At 71.2% G+C, this 18,679-nt stretch carries 17 protein-coding genes; 12 read left to right on the top strand and 5 right to left on the bottom strand.

Going from position 1 to position 18,679, the window contains the following annotated elements; genetic code table 11:
- The first annotated feature begins 13 nt into the window (after positions 1-13).
- From ABIC61_RS12180 to ABIC61_RS12130, 11 genes are all read left to right on the top strand, one after another.
- Positions 14-1,072, top strand: coding sequence for a polyprenyl synthetase family protein (locus tag ABIC61_RS12180; protein WP_354030106.1), 1,059 nt, complete (start codon positions 14-16; stop codon positions 1,070-1,072).
- Complete coding sequence (locus ABIC61_RS12175) at positions 1,069-1,986, top strand: phytoene/squalene synthase family protein (RefSeq protein WP_354030105.1); 918 nt, start codon at positions 1,069-1,071, stop codon at positions 1,984-1,986. The genes ABIC61_RS12180 and ABIC61_RS12175 overlap by 4 nt, the downstream gene beginning before the upstream one ends.
- Positions 1,983-3,617, top strand: coding sequence for a phytoene desaturase family protein (gene crtI, locus ABIC61_RS12170; protein ID WP_354030104.1), 1,635 nt, complete (start codon positions 1,983-1,985; stop codon positions 3,615-3,617). Before ABIC61_RS12175 ends, crtI begins: the two co-directional genes overlap by 4 nt.
- A complete protein-coding gene (locus ABIC61_RS12165; RefSeq protein ID WP_079238008.1) occupies positions 3,617-3,958 on the top strand; it encodes a lycopene cyclase domain-containing protein in 342 nt (113 codons plus the stop codon). Before crtI ends, ABIC61_RS12165 begins: the two co-directional genes overlap by 1 nt.
- Positions 3,955-4,335, top strand: a complete 381-nt coding sequence (locus tag ABIC61_RS12160) for a lycopene cyclase domain-containing protein (RefSeq protein ID WP_354030103.1) — start codon at positions 3,955-3,957, stop codon at positions 4,333-4,335. The genes ABIC61_RS12165 and ABIC61_RS12160 overlap by 4 nt, the downstream gene beginning before the upstream one ends.
- The gene (locus ABIC61_RS12155; RefSeq protein WP_354030102.1) at positions 4,332-5,258 is read left to right on the top strand and encodes a prenyltransferase; all 927 of its coding nucleotides are present in this window, start codon (positions 4,332-4,334) and stop codon (positions 5,256-5,258) included. Before ABIC61_RS12160 ends, ABIC61_RS12155 begins: the two co-directional genes overlap by 4 nt.
- 73 nt (positions 5,259-5,331) lie before the next feature.
- On the top strand, positions 5,332-6,375 hold the full coding sequence (locus ABIC61_RS12150) for a Gfo/Idh/MocA family protein (protein ID WP_354030101.1): 1,044 nt from the start codon (positions 5,332-5,334) through the stop codon (positions 6,373-6,375).
- Between the two features lie 421 nt (positions 6,376-6,796).
- Complete coding sequence (locus tag ABIC61_RS12145; protein WP_354030100.1) at positions 6,797-7,318, top strand: hypothetical protein; 522 nt, start codon at positions 6,797-6,799, stop codon at positions 7,316-7,318.
- A gap of 4 nt (positions 7,319-7,322) precedes the next feature.
- On the top strand, positions 7,323-8,354 hold the full coding sequence (locus ABIC61_RS12140) for a YihY/virulence factor BrkB family protein (protein ID WP_354030099.1): 1,032 nt from the start codon (positions 7,323-7,325) through the stop codon (positions 8,352-8,354).
- A gap of 37 nt (positions 8,355-8,391) precedes the next feature.
- Positions 8,392-8,874: a DedA family protein gene (locus ABIC61_RS12135; protein ID WP_354030098.1), complete on the top strand. Its 483-nt coding sequence runs from the start codon at positions 8,392-8,394 to the stop codon at positions 8,872-8,874.
- A 53-nt stretch (positions 8,875-8,927) separates the two neighbouring features.
- Positions 8,928-9,623 carry an SDR family oxidoreductase gene (locus ABIC61_RS12130; protein WP_354030097.1) on the top strand — a complete coding sequence of 232 codons (696 nt, stop codon included), beginning with the start codon at positions 8,928-8,930 and terminating at the stop codon, positions 9,621-9,623.
- A gap of 19 nt (positions 9,624-9,642) precedes the next feature.
- On the opposite strand, the gene ABIC61_RS12125 is transcribed toward ABIC61_RS12130, so the two are convergent.
- On the bottom strand, positions 9,643-11,220 hold the full coding sequence (locus ABIC61_RS12125; RefSeq protein ID WP_354030096.1) for an ABC-F family ATP-binding cassette domain-containing protein: 1,578 nt from the start codon (positions 11,218-11,220) through the stop codon (positions 9,643-9,645).
- A 277-nt stretch (positions 11,221-11,497) separates the two neighbouring features.
- Here ABIC61_RS12125 and ABIC61_RS12120 point away from each other — a divergent pair, with 277 nt between their 5' ends.
- Positions 11,498-11,929, top strand: coding sequence for a DUF3151 domain-containing protein (locus tag ABIC61_RS12120; protein ID WP_354030095.1), 432 nt, complete (start codon positions 11,498-11,500; stop codon positions 11,927-11,929).
- A 268-nt stretch (positions 11,930-12,197) separates the two neighbouring features.
- Here ABIC61_RS12120 and ABIC61_RS12115 read toward each other — a convergent pair whose 3' ends face one another.
- From ABIC61_RS12115 to ABIC61_RS12100, 4 genes are read right to left on the bottom strand one after another with little or no spacing between them, the layout of a single operon-like run.
- Positions 12,198-15,212, bottom strand: coding sequence for a glycoside hydrolase family 2 TIM barrel-domain containing protein (locus ABIC61_RS12115; protein WP_354030094.1), 3,015 nt, complete (start codon positions 15,210-15,212; stop codon positions 12,198-12,200).
- Positions 15,209-16,144, bottom strand: coding sequence for a carbohydrate ABC transporter permease (locus ABIC61_RS12110; RefSeq protein WP_079238017.1), 936 nt, complete (start codon positions 16,142-16,144; stop codon positions 15,209-15,211). Before ABIC61_RS12110 ends, ABIC61_RS12115 begins: the two co-directional genes overlap by 4 nt.
- Positions 16,141-17,229 (bottom strand): carbohydrate ABC transporter permease, encoded by a 1,089-nt coding sequence (locus ABIC61_RS12105; protein ID WP_144757079.1) that lies wholly within the window; start codon positions 17,227-17,229, stop codon positions 16,141-16,143. The genes ABIC61_RS12110 and ABIC61_RS12105 overlap by 4 nt, the downstream gene beginning before the upstream one ends.
- Positions 17,226-18,590 carry an ABC transporter substrate-binding protein gene (locus ABIC61_RS12100; protein WP_354030093.1) on the bottom strand — a complete coding sequence of 455 codons (1,365 nt, stop codon included), beginning with the start codon at positions 18,588-18,590 and terminating at the stop codon, positions 17,226-17,228. The genes ABIC61_RS12105 and ABIC61_RS12100 overlap by 4 nt, the downstream gene beginning before the upstream one ends.
- Positions 18,591-18,679: the final 89 nt, after the last annotated feature.

The following is an 18,679-nucleotide window of genomic DNA, read 5'->3' as shown; positions in this document are numbered from 1 at the left end:
ATAGGTTAGGCCAATGAGCGAGGAAGCGGCCACCGTGGCGCACATCGACCTCGCGCTCGTGGACGACTGCCTCGAGCGCTTCTTCGTCGTGTCGTCGGCGCGTGCCGAGCGCTACGGGCGTCCTTCCGAGGAACTCTGGCGGGTGCTCCGCAAGGCGAGCATGGGCGGCAAGCGCTTCCGCCCGCGCATGGTCCTCACCGCGTACACCGGCCTCGGCGGGGACGACGTGCACGCGGCCGCGAACGTCGCCGCCGCCTACGAACTCCTGCACACCGCGCTGGTCGTGCACGACGACGTCATCGACCGGGACTGGTCCCGCCGCGGGCAGCCGAACGTCGCCGGGTCCTTCCGTGACACCGGGACGACCGGCGGCCTGCCCCTGCCGACCGCCGAGCACCGGGGGATGAGCGCCGCGGTGATCGCCGGGGACCTCGCCCTCGCCGCGGCGCCGCGGTTCATCGAGTCCTCCGGGGTCACGGGTGAACGACGCGCCCGGCTGCTCGAACTCCTGGACGAAGCCGTGTTCGCCAGCGCAGCCGGCGAGATGACCGACGTCGACCTCGCGCTGGGGGTCATGCCGACCGTCGACGAGGTGCTCCAGATGGAGCGGGCGAAGACGAGCGTGTACTCGTTCGAGGCGCCGCTCCAGTCCGGGGCCGTGCTCGCCGGTGCCGACGAGTCCGTCGTCGCCGCACTCGGTGCCTTCGGCCGTGAGATCGGCATCGCGTACCAGATCGTCGACGACCTGCTCGGGGTGTTCGGGGACGAGGGCACGACGGGCAAGACCGTGCTCGGGGACCTGCGCGAGGGCAAGCGCACCATGCTCATCGCCTACGCGGCCACCACCGACTGCTGGCCCGACCTGGCCCCGTACCTCGGCGACCCGGACCTCACCGAGGAGCGCGCGGCCGAACTCCGTGCGACCCTGGTCACCTGTGGTGCCCGCGCCGCCGCCGAGTCGCGGATCGCCGAGCACGCAGCACTCGCCCGTGCCGAGCTCGCCGGACTGCCGTACGACCTCGCCGACCGCCTGGAGGGCCTCGTGACCGAACTCGTGGAACGCGCCCGGTGAACCAGAACGCACCAACGCGTCTGCCCCTGTACGACGCCACGGCCGAGGCCGCCTCGGGGGTCGTCATCGACCGCTACTCGACGTCCTTCGGGCTCGCCAGCCGTCTGCTCACGAAGGACACTCGGGAGCACATCCGCAACGTCTACGCGCTGGTCCGCGTCGCCGACGAGGTCGTGGACGGCCCCGCGACCGAGGCCGGGCTCGACCACGAGCTCGCCCGCACCGTCCTCGACGAGCTCGAGTCGGACACGGAGCGTGCGATCGCGCTCGGGTTCTCGGTGAACCCGGTGGTGCACGCGTTCGCCCGCACCGCCCGCGCCACGGGGTTCGGTCCGGAGCTCACGCGCCCGTTCTTCGCCTCGATGCGGATGGACCTCGAGCGGACCGAGCACGACCAGGAGTCATTCGACCGCTACGTGTACGGCTCGGCCGAGGTCGTCGGCCTGATGTGCCTCCGTGCGTTCGTGTACCGCGCCGGCCGGCCGACCTTCGACGACGCCGTGCTCGTCGACGGTGCCCGCGCGCTCGGTGCCGCGTTCCAGAAGGTGAACTTCCTGCGCGACCTGCACGCCGACTTCGAGGTACTCGGCCGCTCGTACTTCCCGGGCGTCGACCTCCGCACCTTCGACGAGGCCACGAAGGACCGGCTCGTCGCCGACGTCCAGGCGGACCTCGACCGCGCCGCCGCCACCGTCCGGTTGCTTCCGGCCGACGCGCGGAACGCGGTCGGCCTCGCGCACGCGCTCTTCCAGGAACTCAACGACCGCATCGCGGTCACGCCGGCGCACCGCCTGATCACGACGCGCGTGCGCGTCCCGAACCCGGTGAAGGCGCGCCTGGCCGCACAGGTGCTCGCCGGACGTGCGCCGCTGCGGTCGCGCGCGACCCACCACCGGACGGGAGGCACGGCGTGACCCCGCCCCGCGCCTCCAGTCCGAAGGGAACCGGCCCGACGACCAACCGCAAGGTGCCCGCCCGGCGCGCGGTCGTCATCGGCGGCGGCATCAGCGGACTCGCGTCCGCCGCCCTGCTCGCGCGGGACGGCTTCTCGGTGACGGTCCTCGAGCAGCGGCAGCAGCTCGGCGGCCGCGCGGGATCGTGGGAGCAGGACGGCTTCCGGTTCGACACCGGACCGTCCTGGTACCTCATGCCCGAGGTGTTCGACCACTTCTTCAAGTTGCTCGGCACCTCGGCGGACGCCGAACTCGACCTCGAGAAGCTCGACCCCGGCTACCGCGTGTACAGCGAGGGCCACGACGAGCCGATCGACCTCCGCGCCGACCGCGAGGCGAACATCGCCCTGTTCGAGTCGATCGAACCCGGTGCCGGCAAGCGGATCCGGAAGTACCTGGCGTCCGCCGAGGACACCTACGCGATGGCGATCCGCCGGTTCCTGTACACGACGTTCCAGGACCTCCGCGGGCTCGCCGCCCCGGACGTCCTCCGGCGGCTGCCGAAGCTCGCGCGCCTGCTCATCGAACCGCTGTCGACGTTCGCCGAGTCCGCGGTCAAGGACCGCCGGCTCTGGCAGGTCCTCGGCTACCCGGCGGTGTTCCTCGGCACCAGCCCGTACGCGGCGCCGAGCATGTACCACCTGATGAGCCACCTCGACCTGGCCGACGGGGTGCTCTACCCGAAGGGCGGCATCACCGAGGTGATCGCCGCCGTCGAGCGGGTCGCCCGTCGCGAGGGCGCGAAGATCATCGCCGGTGCCGCGGTCGAGCGGATCATCGTCGAGGACGGGCACGTCACGGGTGTCGTCCACCGGGACCGCCGGGGCGAGCAGCACACCGCGCCCGCCGACCTCGTGGTGAGCGCCGCAGACCTCCGGCACACCGAGCTCCAGTTGCTCGACCGGGAGCACCGCACCTACCCCGCGGCGCACTGGGAGCGGCGGGACCCGGGGCCGAGCGCCGTGCTCGTGTACCTCGGGATCGACGGCCCGGTGCCCGGACTCCTGCACCACACGCTCGTGTTCACCGAGGACTGGAAGGCGAACTTCGGCGCGATCTTCGGCCATGACCGACACGTCCCGGACCCCGCGTCGATCTACGTCTGCGCCCCGTCGGAGACCGACGCCTCGGTCGCGCCGCCCGGCTCGAGCAACCTGTTCGTCCTCGTGCCGCTGCCCGCCGACCTGTCGATCGGCAAGGGCGGGATCGACGGCGCCGGGGACTACGAGGTCGAACGGATCGCCGACCGCGCCATCGACATCGTCGCGGAGCGTGCCGGGGTGACCGACCTGCGGGAGCGCATCCGGGTCCGCCGGACGATCGGTCCGCGCGACTTCGCCGACGACTACAACGCCTGGAACGGGTCGATGCTCGGACCGGCGCACACCCTGAAGCAGAGTGCGTTCTTCCGTGAGAAGAACGCCTCCCGGAAGGTCGAGGGTCTCTACTACGCGGGTGCCTCGACGATCCCCGGCATCGGGTTGCCGATGTGCCTGATCAGCGCCGAGGTGCTCCTCAAGCGCATCCACGGGGACACCACGACCGAACCGCTGCCGACGCCGCTCGGGTCCGCGCCGGCCACTGCCGTCTGATGCCCGGGCTGTACCTCGCCGGGCTGGTCGTGTCGCTCGTCGGCATGACCGTGCTCGACGCCCGCTTCCGGCTGTTCTTCTGGCGGGCACCGTGGCGGGCGGCGGCCGTGATGGTCGTCGGCGTGGCGTTCTTCCTGTTCTGGGACGCGCTCGGCGTCGCGCTCGGCATCTTCTTCATCGGGCCGCAGAACCTGCTGACGGGCGTGCTCCTCGCGCCGGACGTCCCGCTCGAGGAACTCTTCTTCCTGCTGCTGCTCTGCTACACGACCATGAACCTGGTCGGCTTCGTGCAGCCCCTCGTCGCACGCGGGCTGCGCCGGTCCGAGCGGAGCCGGTCGTGACCGGGTCGGGCGCGTACGCGCTGCTCGCCGTGCCGTTCTTCGCCGCGGTGACCGTGGTCGCGCTCGCCGCCGGGGTCGTCGCCGCACGACGTGCCCGTGCCCGGGGCCGCCGCGCGCCTACCGGCCGGCGGATCGCGCTCGTCACCGGGCTCGTCGCCGGCATCGCCCTGCTCGTCATGACGATCGTGTTCGACAACGTCATCGTGACGCTGCGGATCGTCGCGTACGACCCGGCACTCATCAGCGGTGCGAAGATCTGGGCGATCCCCGTCGAGGACCTGGCGTACTCGATCGCCGCGATCGTGCTGCTGCCCAGCCTGTGGGTGCTGTTCGACCGACCCACCCGGCCATCCCAGGAAGAAGAACCGACCCGATGAACGCGAGCACCGCCTCCAGGCCGTCGACCCTGCGCGCCCTGTTCGTGTCGTCGCGCCCGATCAGCTGGGTCAACACCGCGTACCCGTTCGGCGCCGCCTACCTGCTCGGCAGCGGGGTCGGCGTCGAGGGCGGTGGCGGATTCTCGCTCGCGGCGTTCCTCGTCGGGGTCGTGTACTTCCTCGTGCCGTACAACCTGGCGATGTACGGCATCAACGACGTCTTCGACTACGAGTCCGACCTGCGGAACCCGCGGAAGGGCGGGGTCGAGGGCGCCCTGCTCGACAAGAGTGTGCACCGCACCACGCTGTGGGCCGTCGTCGTCACGAACGTGCCGTTCCTGGTCGCGCTCGTCGTGCTCGGCGCGGGGTCCGGGAACGGGCCGTGGTCGTGGCTGGTCCTCGCGATCAGCGTGTTCGCGGTCATCGCCTACTCGGCACCTGGACTGCGCTTCAAGGAGAAGCCGTTCCTCGACTCCCTGACCTCGTCGACCCACTTCGTGTCGCCGGCGATCTACGGTCTTGCGCTCGCCGGACCGCACTGGACCGGTCAGCTCGTCGCCGTGTGCGTGGCGTTCTTCCTGTGGGGCGTGGCCTCGCACGCGTTCGGCGCCGTGCAGGACGTCCTGGCCGACCGGGCCGGCGGGATCGGCTCCGTGGCGACCGTCATCGGCGCCCGGGCCACCGTGCGCCTGGCGTTCGTCGCGTACCTGGTCGCCGGGGTCGCGCTGCTGTTCTCGGCCTTCCCGGGACCGATCGCCGCGATCGTGGTGATCCCGTACGCCCTCAACGTGCTGCCGTGGTGGAACGTCACCGATGACGGCGCGGAGTCCGCCAACGCGGGCTGGAAGCGCTTCCTCTGGATCAACTACCTCGCCGGGTTCATCGTGACGATGGCACTCATCGCGTACGCGTTCACGCACTGAGCGCGTCCCTGACAGACTGGTCGGACGCACCGCGGCGTCCGTGGTGCGTCACCAGCCACGAGGGAGTGCACGCATGACGGTCCGGATCATCCACGTCGGTCTCGGAGGGTGGGGCGGCAACTGGGCCCGCACCGCGATCCCGGAGGTCACCGAAGTGGAGGTGGTCGGGATCGTCGACCCGGTGCCCGCGACGTTGGACGCCGTGCGCACGGACCTCGGCCTGCCGGAGTCGGCGGCGTTCGCGTCCCTCACGGAGGCGCTCGCCGGGGTCGAGGCCGACGCCGTCGTCATCACCGCCCCCGCCGTGACGCACGTGCCGCTCGCGCTCGAGGCGCTCGAAGCCGGCAAGCACGTCCTGGTCGAGAAGCCGTTCGCCAACACCACGGACGAGGCCGTCACCGCCGTCCGTCGTGCCGAGGAACTCGGGCTCGTCCTGCAGGTCAGCCAGAACTACCGCTGGTACCCGGCGCCCCGGGTCGCGCAGGAGCTGCTGGCAGCCGGCACGCTCGGCGAGCTGTCGGCGATCAACATCGACTTCCGGCAGTGGGACAACGACCTCGCGTTCGAGGAGCACCCGCACTACAAGTTCCCGCACGCGATGATCAACGACATGGCGATCCACCACTTCGACCTCATCCGGATGGTCACCGGGCAGGAAGCGGTGCGTGTCTTCGCGAAGGCGTCCTACCCGTCGTACAGCAAGTACCAGGACGAGGCGGTCGCGTCGATGATCATCGAGCTCGAGGACGGGCTCGTCGTCAGCTACCGCGGCAGCTGGCTCTCGCGCGGACCCCGGACGGCCTGGGCCGGCGAGTGGAGCATCCAGGGCGAGGACGGCGAACTCTGGTTCACGAGCCGCGACGGGTCGCCGAACGCCGTCGACGGTGACCGCGTGACGGTGCGCCGCACGCAGGACGACGAGGCCGAGGCCGTCGAGCTGCCGACGATGCCGCACACCGACCGGCAGGGCGGGCTGCAGGCCTTCGCCCGCTCGGTGTCGGGCGGTCCCGCGCCCGCGACGAGCGGCCGCGACAACCTGCGGAGCCTCGCGCTCATGGAGGCGGCGGGCCGCTCGGCGGCCTCCGGCCGTCCGGAGGACGTCGTCGTCCCGTCCTGACGCGCGGCGGCGGGGCGCCGCGGCCGGTCCCGCTTCGCCCCGTTTCGCGAAAGCGACAGTCTGCCGCCGACGTTCCGCGGCACCCTGTCGCGTTCGCGACGCTGACGGCGGGCCCGACCGCGGATGTGTCGCTTCGGCGGTACGGACTGGAGGCACGCTGCGGGCCCGACCCGCGCCTCCAGTCCGTCTTCCGGTCGCGCCCACCGCTCCGCGAAAGCGACAGTCTGCCGCCGACATTCCGCGGCACCCTGTCGCCTTCGCGACACCGACGGCGGGCCGGATCACGGATCTGTCGCTTTCGCGACGCCGACACCGGCCGGCGCACCAGCCGGCCAGCCCGTGTCACCCGGCCCCGTCCGCCGCGCGCGGGACACGCCCGGGGCTGGACACGACCCCCGCCCGAGCGTGTACGAAATGGGGAATGGCCAAGGACAGTCTCCCCGAGCTCGAACTCGCGAACGTCCGCACGCGAGAGGGCATCACGGACACCGTGACCGAGATCCGTCGTCGTGCGGACATCCCCGCGCGCACCCGTCTGGCGATCGCGAAGACCAAGCAGCGGTGGCACCGTGACCCCACCCCGCTCGTGGCGATGGGCATGATCGCCGCGGCCGGTGTCGCTGCGATCGTCGTCGGCATCGCGATCCGCAACAAGCCCGCCGGGCACCTGGCCGAGCCGCCCGTGACCTCGGCGTTCACCGCGCTGCTCCCGTTCGGCGCGCGCGGCGACGGACCCTCCGCCAAGGAGCAGGCGCAGCCCGGCCGGAAGGGTCGGAAGGCACGAGCGAAGGCGGCCGAGGAAGCCCTCGAACGGGACCCGGTGCACCGCGCACGGGTGAAGCAGCGCGCCGGCATCGCAGCCGTGCAGCGCCGTGCCGACAAGAACCGCAAGGCTGCGGTGAAGCGGTCGAAGCAGGCCGTGCAGGCCGCGGCGAAGGGCTGAGACGATGGCATCCGACCACGGCAAGCCCACCCCCGACGACTCCCGGAAGGCCGACAGCCCCGCCGACCTGCAGAAGCCGACGGTCGTCTACACGCTGAAGAAGACCCTCCGGGAGTTCTCCAGCGACCAGTGCACCGACCTCGCCGCGAGCCTGACGTACTACTCCGTCCTCGCGCTCTTCCCCGGGCTGCTGGCCGTGGTGTCGATCCTCGGTCTCGTCGGCCAGGCGGACAACACGATCAAGACCTTGCTCGACGTCCTCGGGAACGTCGGTTCGCAGCAGGTCGTCGAACTCCTGCGGGACCCCATCGAGGGACTCGTCCGGTCGCCTGCCGCCCCCGTGACGTTCATCGTCGGTGTCGTCGGTGCGGTGTGGTCGGCCTCCGGCTACGTCGGTGCGTTCGGCCGGGCGATGAACCGGATCTACAACGTCCGCGAGGGTCGCCCGATCTGGAAGCTCCGCCCGACCATGCTCGGCGTGACGCTCTTCACGGTGATCCTGCTCGTGCTCGGGCTGCTCGTGCTCGTGTCCGGCCCGCTCGCCCGCAGCTTCGGCGACGTGATCGGCCTCGGTGACGTCGCGGTCACGGTGCTGAGCATCGTGCAGTGGCCGATCCTGCTCGCCATCGCGATCATCGTCGTCGCGGTCCTGTACTACTGGGCGCCCAACGTCAAGCAGCCGAAGTTCCGGTGGGTGAGCGGCGGCTCGATCCTGGCGATCCTGATCTTCGTGATCGCGAGCGTCGGGTTCGGGTTCTACGTCGGCAACTTCTCGAACTACAACGCCACGTACGGCTCCCTCGGTGGGGTGATCGTCTTCCTGCTGTGGATCTGGATCACCAACAACGCGCTGCTGTTCGGTGCCGAGTTCGACGCCGAGCTCGAACGCGGTCGTCAGCTGCAGGCCGGCATCCGCGCCGAGGAGGACATCCAGCTCCCCGAACGCGACACCCGGCAGATCGAGAAGCAGGACGAGAAGCGCGCGCAGGACGTCCTCGACGGGATCAAGATCCGCGAGGGCGCCGACCGCCGCTGACGGAGGATTCCCGGGCGGTGCCGCTACGGTTCGCCCCGTGCCGACCTTCCTCGAGGGCCTCCCGTTCTGGTGGCTCGTCCTCGCGCTCTTCGCCGTGGTGTTCTGCCGCGCGCAGGCGACGTACTGGCTGGCGCGCGGTGCGGTCGCCGGGGCGTCGCGGTCGCGGTGGGGTCGCTGGCTCGACTCGGCTGCGGTCCGCCGCGGGTCGGCGTTGCTCGACCGGTGGGGGCTGCCGGTCGTCACGGTGAGCTTCCTGACCGTGGGCCTGCAGACGATCATGAACGCGGCCGCCGGGGTCGCCCGGGTGCCGTGGTGGCGGTACACGATCGCGATGGTGCCCGGGTGCATCGCGTGGGCGTTCGTCTACGCGACCGTCGGCATCGCCCTGTTCTGGGCAGTCGTCGCGACCGTCGCCGGGTCGCCGTGGGGCATCGTCGCGCTCGTCGCACTGCTCCTCGCCGCCGGGGCGGTCGTCTGGTCGGTGCGCCGTCGACGCCGTCCCACCTCGTCGTCGGTGTGACGGCCTGGAGGCACGGTGCCAGCCCGCCCCGCCGCCTCCGTAGGCTGGTGCGCATGACCGACACCGCGCCTCCCGTCCGTCCGACCGCCCTCGTCACGGGCGCGACCCGTGGGATCGGCCGGGCCATCGCGCTCGACCTGGGACGCACGCACCACGTGATCGTCGGCGGCCGCAGCGCGGACGCCGTCGCCGCGGTGATCGCCGAGCTGCCGAGTGCGGCGCCGTTCGTGGGAGACCTCGGCGCGGGGGACCTCCCGGCGCTGCCCGACCGGCTCGACGTGCTCGCGCACTCTGCGGGCGTCGAGCAGGGCACCACCGTCGCGGACACCCCGCGCGACGTGTGGGAGCAGGTCTTCGCCACGAACGTCTTCGCGGTCGCCGAACTCACCCGGGTGGCCCTCCCCGCGCTCCGGGCGGCACGGGGGATCGTCGTGCCGATCAACAGCGGCTCGGGGTTCCACTCCGGACCCGGCGGCGGCGTGTACGCCGCGTCGAAGTTCGCCCTGCGGGCCTTCGCGGACGCCCTGCGCGAGGAGGAACGGGCGAACGGCGTGCGGGTTTCGAGCGTGCACCCGGGCCGGACGGACTCGGACATGCAGCGGGCCCTCACCGAGAAGCTCGGCGAGGACTACGACACCGACTACTACCTCGCCCCGTCGGACGTCGCCGACGCCGTCCGGACCGTCGTCGACCTGCCCGAGCGGGGCACGATCGAGTCGCTGGCGATCCGGCCGACGCGGCGACGCTGACGGCGGTCCGCTCGCCCCCTCACCCGAGCTCGAGCCTGGCGGTGAGGTCGAGCCGCTCGAGGAACGCCTCGTCGTGGCTGACCACGACGAGGGCCCCGCGGTAGGCCCGCAGCGCGTCCACGAGCTGGTCGACGCTCGTCAGGTCGAGGTCGTTCGTCGGCTCGTCGAGCACCAGGAGCTGCGGCGGCGGGTCCGCGAGCACCAGGCTCGCCAGTGCGACCCGGAACCGCTCCCCGCCGGACAGCGCCCCGACCGGACGGTCGACCGTGTCCCCGCGCACCAGGAACCGTGCGAGACGGTTCCGCACCTCGGCCGGTGGCACGTGGGGCGCGTCCCGCCGGACGTTGTCGAGCACGGTCGCGGTGTCGTCCAGCGTGTCCTTCCGCTGCGGCAGGTACGCGATCCGGTCGACGTGCGGGACCGCCCGGGTGTCCGGCAGCGGGTGGTCCCGGGCGTCGGGCACACCGACGAGCTGTTCGAGCAACGTGGTCTTGCCGACACCGTTGTCGCCGGAGACGGCGATCCGCTCCGGCCCCTGCACGATCGTCTCGCGGCCCCGGACCGTGATCGTCGCGATCTGCCGCGACGCCGGGACGTCCGGGTCCGGCAGCGTCACGTGGATCGACTCGTCGGTGCGGAGTCGGAGCTGCGCCTCCCGCTTGAGCTCGAGCGCCGCGGCCTCGTCGTCGGCGTACCCGACCCGCAGTCGTCCGGCGGTCTCCTGCGCCTTCTTCCGCGCTTCGTTCGCGAGGATCTTCGGCATGGACCGGCCGGCCTTCTCACCGGCCTTGGCCCGGCGCGCGATCTTCGTCTCCGCCTCGATCCGCTGCCGCTTCTCGGTGCGGTGCCGCTGTTCGGCGACCCGGACCTCGCGTTCGACGGCGGCCTGCTGCACGGCGAGGTGCTCCTCGAAGGCGCTGAAGGTCCCGCCGAACACCGTCATGCTCCCGGCCCGGAGCTCGCAGGTCTCGTCGACGTGCTCGAGGAGCTCCCGGTCGTGGCTGACGACGACGAGGGTGCCGTGCCAGTCGTCGACCATGTCGAGCAGCAGCCCACGGGCACGGCGGTCGAGGTTGTTCGTCGGCTCGTCGAGGAACGCGATCGGCCGACTCCGCAGGCGGATCCCGGCGACCGCGACGAGGACGGCCTGGCCGCCGGAGAGGGTGCTCGCCGGCCGCTCGAGATCGGCCGTGGTGCCGGACAGGCCGATCGCGTCGAGCGCTGCGGCCGCCCGCTCCTCGAGGTCCCAGGCGTCACCGACCGCGTCGAAGTGCTCCGGCGACGCGTCCCCGCCGAGGATCGCCCGCAGCGCGGTGAGCGTCGGTCGGATGCCGAGCAGGTCGGCAACCGCGGCGTCGTCCCCGGTCTGCAGGCGTTGCGGCAGGTGGTCGACCGGACCCGACGTCGTGACGGTGCCCGACGTGGGGTGGAGCCGACCGGTGACCAGCCGGACGAGCGTGGACTTCCCGGCCCCGTTCCTCCCGACCAGGCCGGTGCGGCCACGGCCGAAGGCGGTGGTGAGGTGGCTGAGCGCGACGGTGCCGTCGGGCCAGGTGAAACTGACGTCGTTCAGGACGACGGACGGACTGATGGGCATGGAGATGCCTCCCCGGTTGTCGAAGCTGGGCGCTCGACACCGGACCCACCGCCCGGGGCGGTGGTGCGCCCGACGGGGCGCGTCATCACGGTGTCAGCGCGTGGGCTGAGCAGAACCGGTGATGGCCAGCAAGGCGTCTCTTCCGTCGGGGAGCCCCCGTGTCCGCCATCCGTGCTACCGGTCGGTCGTCCCGCCCCGGGAGCCCCGTGATGACGACGAGGTGCCACCACGCTACGCCCGCGTCCCGCGGACACGCAAGAGGTGACAGGCTGGGGGCATGCCGGAGAACCTGCTGCCGAACCCGACCGCGAACCCCGAGACGCTGCTGCCCGCCGAACCCGAGGTGGAGGCCGCGCTCGCCGCCGATACGCCCGTCGCGAGCGTCGTCGTGTCGCACCCGTCGTCGAGCCTGGCGTGGGCGCTCCTCGCCGACGAGGCCTGGGCGCGCGGGGCCACCCTCGAGTCCTACGCGTACGCCCGGGTGGGCTACCACCGCGGCCTCGACGCGCTCCGCAAGGCGGGGTGGCGTGGGGCCGGGCCGGTGCCGTGGTCGCACAAGCCGAACCGCGGCGTGTTGCGGGCCCTTTTCGCCCTGCGCCGCGCGGCTTCGGCGATCGAGGAGCCGGGCGAGCCCGAGCGCCTGACGGAGTTCCTGAACGCGAGCGACCCCGCGGCGCTGCCAGCGCTGTCCGCGGAGTCCGCCGAGTAGCCCCGCCGGATCGCGCCCCCGAACGAACATCGCGCCCCGCAGTGTCGGGGCGTGATGTTCGCAGCGGGGCGCGACCTGGCGCGGCGCCGCTGCGCGTCCGCGCCACCGTCCGCCGGGGTGCTGTCGGCGCTGAGCGCGACGGCCGGCCGCGGGGTCGGCCGTCGGCCATCCCGGGATCGCGCCCGTTGACGAACATCGCACCCCGCAGTGTCGGGGCGCGATGTTCGCAGCGGGGCGCGACCGGGCGATGTCGGACGGAACGCGCCCCTTACGCGAGCACGACGCTCCACGAGAACGCCTGCGGCCAGAGCTGGTGCTCGGGCAGCACATCGAGGCCGCACGCCCGGCTGCCGAGCCCGTGCTGCGCGGCGTCGAGGTACAGGTACAGGTGCTCCGACGCCGGCAGCTCGTACGGGTGCATCGCGCGGCCGATCTGCTGCGCGGTCCACGGCGAGAGCGTGAAGCCCGCCCGGTGCGCCCCGACGGTCGACACGGTGAGGTCGCCCACCGACAGCTCCCGCAGGTCGGGACGGTGCCCGGTCTCCTGCGGCATCGAGTACTCCACACCGAGCGACCGCACCGGAGCCGTGAATCGTCCGACCCGGGCAGCGTGCGACGAGTCCGCGTAGGACTCCAGCGGACCGGAACCGAACCACCTCGCGTCCCCCTCCGCGAACGAGGTCGGCAGGTCGAACCGCACGCCGATCCGCGGCCACGTCACGTCCCAGGCACCGAACGGCACGGCGTCGGTCTGCAGCAGCAGCCCGTCGTCCGTCAGGGTCCAGCGGTGCGTCACGTCGACGCCCCACCCGCTGTTCGCCGCCGCGACGCGGACACGCTGCTCCAGGCCGTGGTCGGTCCGCGACACCGACACGAGCCGGTGCGTGAGGCGGTCCAGGCCGCGCTCCCGCCAGCGTGTCGCCGACGCGGGAGCGGACGGGTCGCCGACGCCGTGGGTCAGCACCGGGTCGGCCGTCTCGTACCCGCCCTGCGACGCCAGACTGTCGTTGTCGGTCGGCGCGCGCCACAGTTCGAGCCGCGGCCCGGCCACCTCGTGCCCCTTCCAGGACACCAGGTCACCGCGGGCCGAGAACGTCCCGTCGCCGAGCCGGTCGCCGTCCCACCCCTGACTGGAGGCCCGTGGTGCGTCCGCCGGTCGGCTCGCGACGAGCGTCTGGGCGCGTGCCAGGACGTGGCCGGTGTCCGCCCACGAGGTCGGCCCCGCCAGTTCCGCCGTGACGTCGAACCACAGCTCATCGCCGGGAGCGAGCGTCGCGGCCTGGGCCTCGAGCACCTCGTCCGGTACGGGCACGGTCGCGGACTCCCGCGCCGCGACGACACCCGGGGCGAACCGACCCTCGTGCTCGACGACACCGTTGCGCGACAGGGCCCAGTGGAACCGGAGCCCGGCGGTCGACGCGGAGTGGAAGCGGTTCTCGACGAGCACGGTGCGGTCCGAGAGGGTGAACCGGATCGGGGCGACCACGGCCGCGAACTCGGCGAGTCCCGGGGTGGGGGAGTCGTCGGGCAGGACGAGGCCGTCCATCACGAAGTTGCCGTCGTGGATCACCTCACCGAAGTCGCCGCCGTAGCCGTAGTACGCCTCGCCGGAAGCGGTGTGCGTGAGGAGGCCGTGGTCGCGCCACTCCCACACGAACCCGCCGTGCAGCCGCGGGTACTTGTCCACCAGGGCCTCGTACTCGGCGATCTGCCCGGGGCCGTTGCCCATCGCGTGCACGTACTCGCAGTGGATGAACGGCTTCGACCGCTGGCGGGCAGCCTCGGCGGGACCGCAGCCGAGCAGGGGCGTGGCCGGACCGCCGCCGATCGACTCGGTCTCCTGCAGCGTCGGGTACATCCGCGAGTACACGTCGGTGTACTCGCCCGTGTAGTCGCCCTCGTAGTGGACGGGTCGTTCGGCGTCGCGGTCGTGCACCCACTGCGTCATCGCCGCGAGGTTCCGGCCCGTGCCCGACTCGTTGCCGAGCGACCACATCACGATCGAGGCGTGGTTCTTGTCCCGCTCGACCGTCCGCGCGATCCGGTCGAGGTAGGCCTCGCGCCAGTCCGGATCGTCCGAGGGGTTGCCGACCCAGTCGATGAACACGAACCCGTGCGTCTCAAGGTCGCACTCCAGGATCACCCAGAACCCGAGTTCGTCGGCGAGGTCGAGCACGCGTGGGTGCGGCGGGTAGTGCGAGGTCCGGATCGCGTTGACGTTGTGGCGCTTCATGAGCGCCATGTCCGCGCGGGCGTGGGCTTCGTCGAACACCCGACCCCGCTCCGGGTGGGTCTCGTGCCGGTTCACCCCGTGGAACACCACGCGCTCGCCGTTGACCAGGAACCGGTCGCCCGCGATCGCCACGGTGCGGAAGCCGAGCCGCAGCGAGACCGTCTCACCGCCCGCGTCGCCGCCCGCGTCGGTCCCGGTGGACACCGTCGCGTCGTACAGCTTCGGGAGCTCGGCGCTCCACGGTTCGACGCCCTCGACCTCGATCGGCGTGACGTCGTCGGCCGTGTTCCACACCACGGACACCCCGAGGTCGGGCACCACGAACCGCACCGGGAACACCGCGTCGAGCGTCGGGAACGAGATCGTCCCCGTACCCGTCGACGGCCGACCCGACGCCGCGGTGCCCGCGGTCGCCGCGGACCCGAGCGTCGAGGTCCAGCCGGCACGGACGAACACGTCGTCGACCGGGGCGGTGGGCCGCGCGAGCAGCGTGACGTCGCGGAAGATGCCGGGCAGCCACCACTGGTCCTGGTCCTCCAGGTACGAGGCGGCCGACCACTGGTGCACCCGGACGCGGACCTCGTTCGCGCCCGGTCGCAGCACCGACGTGACGTCGAACTCCGTCGCGAGCCGGGAGCCGGTCGCCCAGCCGACCTCGGCGTCGTTCACCCACACCCGGAAGTGCGACTCCACCCCGTCGAAGCGCAGGAGCACCCGGGCCGCCGCGTCGAAGGTCGTCGGCACGTCGAAGGTGCGCCGGTAGTCGCCGGTCGGGTTCTCCTCCGGCGGGTGTGGCGGGTCGATCGGGAACGGGTACTGCAGGTTCGTGTAGCTCGGCGCGCCGTGGCCGTGCAGCACCCAGTGCGCCGGCACCGGGATGGTGCCCCACTCGTCCTCCGGCCCGGGTTCCGGCACGTCCGCCACCGGTGACCACCGGAAGTCCCACTCCCCGTTCAGCGACAGGGAGGGGGCGTCGGTGTGCAGCCAGGCTCGTGGGGACAGTCGGGTGTCGGAACCCGGGGACGTGGAGGAGAGTGCGGCGATGGTCAACCCTTGACCGATCCTTCCGTGAGGCCCCCGCGCCAGAAGCGCTGCAGGACGATGATGGCGATGACGAGCGGGATGACCGAGACGAGCACCCCGCCGGTGGTGAGCTGGTAGAACTCCGGCAGCCGGTCGACCTGCGATCGCCAGTTGTTGAGCCCCAGTGTGATCGGGTACAGCTTCTGGTCGGCCAGCATGATGAGCGGCAGGAAGAAGTTGTTCCAGATGCCGACGACCTGGAACAGGAACACCGTGACGAGCGCCGGTGTCATCTGCCGCAGCACGATGGTGTGGAAGATCCGCAGCTCGCCGGCGCCGTCGATACGGGCCTGTTCGAGGAGCGCGGTGTCCACCGACGCCGCGGCGTACACCCGGCAGAGGAACAGGCCGAACGGCGAGACCAGGCTCGGGATGAGCACGCTCCAGTACGTGTCGGTGAGCCCCAGCGTCGAGAAGAGCAGGAACAGCGGCAGGGCCGTCGCGGTCCCCGGCACGAGCACACCGCCGAGGATCGTCCCGAACACGAGCTGCCGGCCCCGGAACTCGTACTTCGCGAGCGCGTAGCCACCCGCGGCGGCGAAGTACGTCGCCAGCACGGCGCCGACGCCCGAGTACAGGATGCTGTTCGCGATCCACCGGACGAAGATGCCGCCGTCGTACGTGAACACCTGCTGGAGGTTGCTGAACAGCGCGAAGTCGCCACCGAACCAGAAGCCGTTCGTGGCGAACAGCGCCCCGGTGGTCTTCGTCGCGGCGATGATCACCCAGTACAGCGGGACGAGGAAGTAGATGGCGACGATGACGAGGATGCCCGTCACGACGATCTGCGACTTCCCGGACCGGTCGAGCTTGCGGCGCTGATGTGCCGAGATCGACGTGGTGTCGAGCCGTTCCGCGTTGACGCGGGTAGCCGGCGCTTCGATGGCTTCGCTGGTCATGCGTCCGCCCCCTTCGTTCCGTTCTGCAGACCGGACCCGCCCTGGAGGCTCGGCGCGGCTTGGGTGGTGACCACCTGTCGGGCGGATGCGCGCGTCTGGAGCGCGCGCTGCGCCTCCAGGCCGTCCCGCTTCGCCCGCTTGCGGCGATCCCGTTCGTCCTTCGGCGGACGGTTCGTCAACGCGAGGAACGCGAACGACAGGATGAACGCGGCCAGCGCGATGATGACCGCCTGCGCGCTGGCGACGCCGTACTCGTTGAACGCGAACGCGTTCGTGTAGGCGGCGTAGTTCGGCGTGTACTCGGTGTCGATCGCGGGGGCGACCGTGGACAGGATCTGCGGCTCGGCGAAGAGCTGCAGTGTGCCGATGATCGAGAACACCGTCGTGAGCACCAGGGCCGGCGCGATGAGCGGGATCTGGATCCGCCACGCGACCTGGAACGCGTTCGCGCCGTCGACCTTGGCGGCCTCGTAGACCTCGCCGGGGATGGACTTCAGCTGCGCCACGATGATGAGCATGTTGTAGCCGGTGTACGTCCACGTGACGATGTTCGCGATCGACCAGAGCACGCTGTTCGCGCCGAGGAAGTCCGGCTGCAGCCCGATCGACTGCAGCAGGGACACGATCGGCGAGAGGCCGGGCACGTAGAGGAACGACCAGAGGATCGTCGCGATGACACCGGGGACGCCGTACGGCATGAAGTAGATCGCCCGGAAGAACCCGGGCCAGCGGGCGCTCGCCGACTCGAGCAGCAGCGCGAGGATCGTGCAGGCGATGATCATCACCGGGACCTGCACGATGCCGAACAGCAGCATGCGGCCGATGGAGGCGACGAAGCCGGCGTCGTTCAGCGCGGTGACGTAGTTGTCGAACCCGGCGAACCGGCCGGTGACGCCGTCCTCACCGAAGAGTCCCTGCCGGTCCACCGTGGTGAAGCTCTGGAACAGCGCGCTGACGATCGGGATGATGAACGTCAGCACGAACAGGGCGAGGAAGGGTGCGAGCAGGATCCACGGGGCGCGCTTCTGGGCGACTGTGGCCTTCGTGCTCGTGCGGAAGCCGTTCTTCGGCTGCGTCGTGGTCATCGTGCCGTCCTCACGCTGAGGCCCTTGTCCTTGAAGGACTGGACGATCTCCTTCTGGGCGAGCTCCACCGCGTCGGTGAGCTTCAGGCCGCTCGTGAGCTTGCGGCGGAACTGGTTCTGCAGGCTCGTGAAGGCCGACTGCGTCACGGGCGACCAGGACCAGTCGACGTTCTGCTCCTTGGCGGCGGGGACGAACACGTCCTCGTTGTAGTTCTGCCCGGAGAACCACTTGCTCGGCTTCTCGCGCTGCGCGCCGATGTAGTCCTTCGCGGGGGACCACCCGATGCCGCAGTGCTTGATCATCGCGTCGATGCCCTCCTTCGAGGTGGTCATCCAGGTGATGAACTCGAGCGCCTCCTTCGGGTGCTTCGAGTTGGCGAGCACGGCTGCCGTCGAACCGCCGATCGCACTCGAGCCGAAGCCGGTGTCGCCCCACTTCTGCATCGGCGCGACCTTCCACTTGCCCTCGCCGCCCTGCACCGACTCGATGAGGGCGTCACCCCAGCTCGCGCTCGTGACGGCCGCGATCTTGCCGCTCGCCGCCGAGGCGTACCAGCCGGGGGAGTACGCGCCGGCGCTCGTGTCGACGAGCTTGTCGTCGATGACGCCGTCGAAGAACTCCGCGACCATCAGGGTCTTGTCGTCGGTCATGTCGACGACCCACTCGTCGCCGTCGACCTTGAACCAGCGGGCACCGGCCTGCTGCGCGTACGCGGCGAAGGGTGAGGCGTCGGAGACCGGGAAGACCTCGAGGTAGTTCTGCGCACCCGTCTTCCGGACCTTCTCGGCGAGGTCGCGCCACTCGTCCCACGTCGTCGGGGGTTCGCCGCCCGCCTGCTCGAGCAGCGCGGTCTGGTAGTAGAAGCCCATGGGGCCGGTGTCCTGGGGGATGCCGTAGATCCCGTCGACGAACGAGACCTGCGCCCAGGCGGCGTCGTCGTACTTCGCCTCGTAGTCCTTCGCGCCGTAGCGGGCGAGGTCGACCAGGCCGTTCGCGAGCATGAACTCGGGGATCTGTCGCAGTTCGACCTGCCCGATGTCCGGGCCACCGCCCGCCGCCAGCGCGGAGTACATCTTCTGGTACCCGCCGCTGTTGCCCCCGGGGATCCAGTTCGCGTTCACCTGGATGTCCGGGTGCGTCTTGTTCCACACGTCGCAGACCTTCTGCAGGTCCTTCAGCCAGGCCCAGTAGGTGAGTTCGACCTTCTGGCCGCTCACGGCGGCGGGCACGAGGGCGGCCTTGTTGACGTTCGTCGAGCCGGGCACCGCGCACCCGGCGAGGAGTCCGGCGGCGGCCGTGCCGAGGCCGAAGCCCAACAGCTGTCGTCGTGATATCGGGCGTCGGTTCGGTTGTGGCGTCATTGCCTGGACTCCGGTTCGTCGTCGAGCGGGGTGCCCTCCAGCCAACCACAAAACCGAGCGCGGCTGTACTTTCGCGCAGACTCTGGACG

It is taken from the genome of Curtobacterium sp. 1544, assembly GCF_040544915.1.
Taxonomy (GTDB): domain Bacteria; phylum Actinomycetota; class Actinomycetes; order Actinomycetales; family Microbacteriaceae; genus Curtobacterium; species Curtobacterium pusillum_C.
This window is presented reverse-complemented; position numbering and strand designations above follow the sequence as displayed.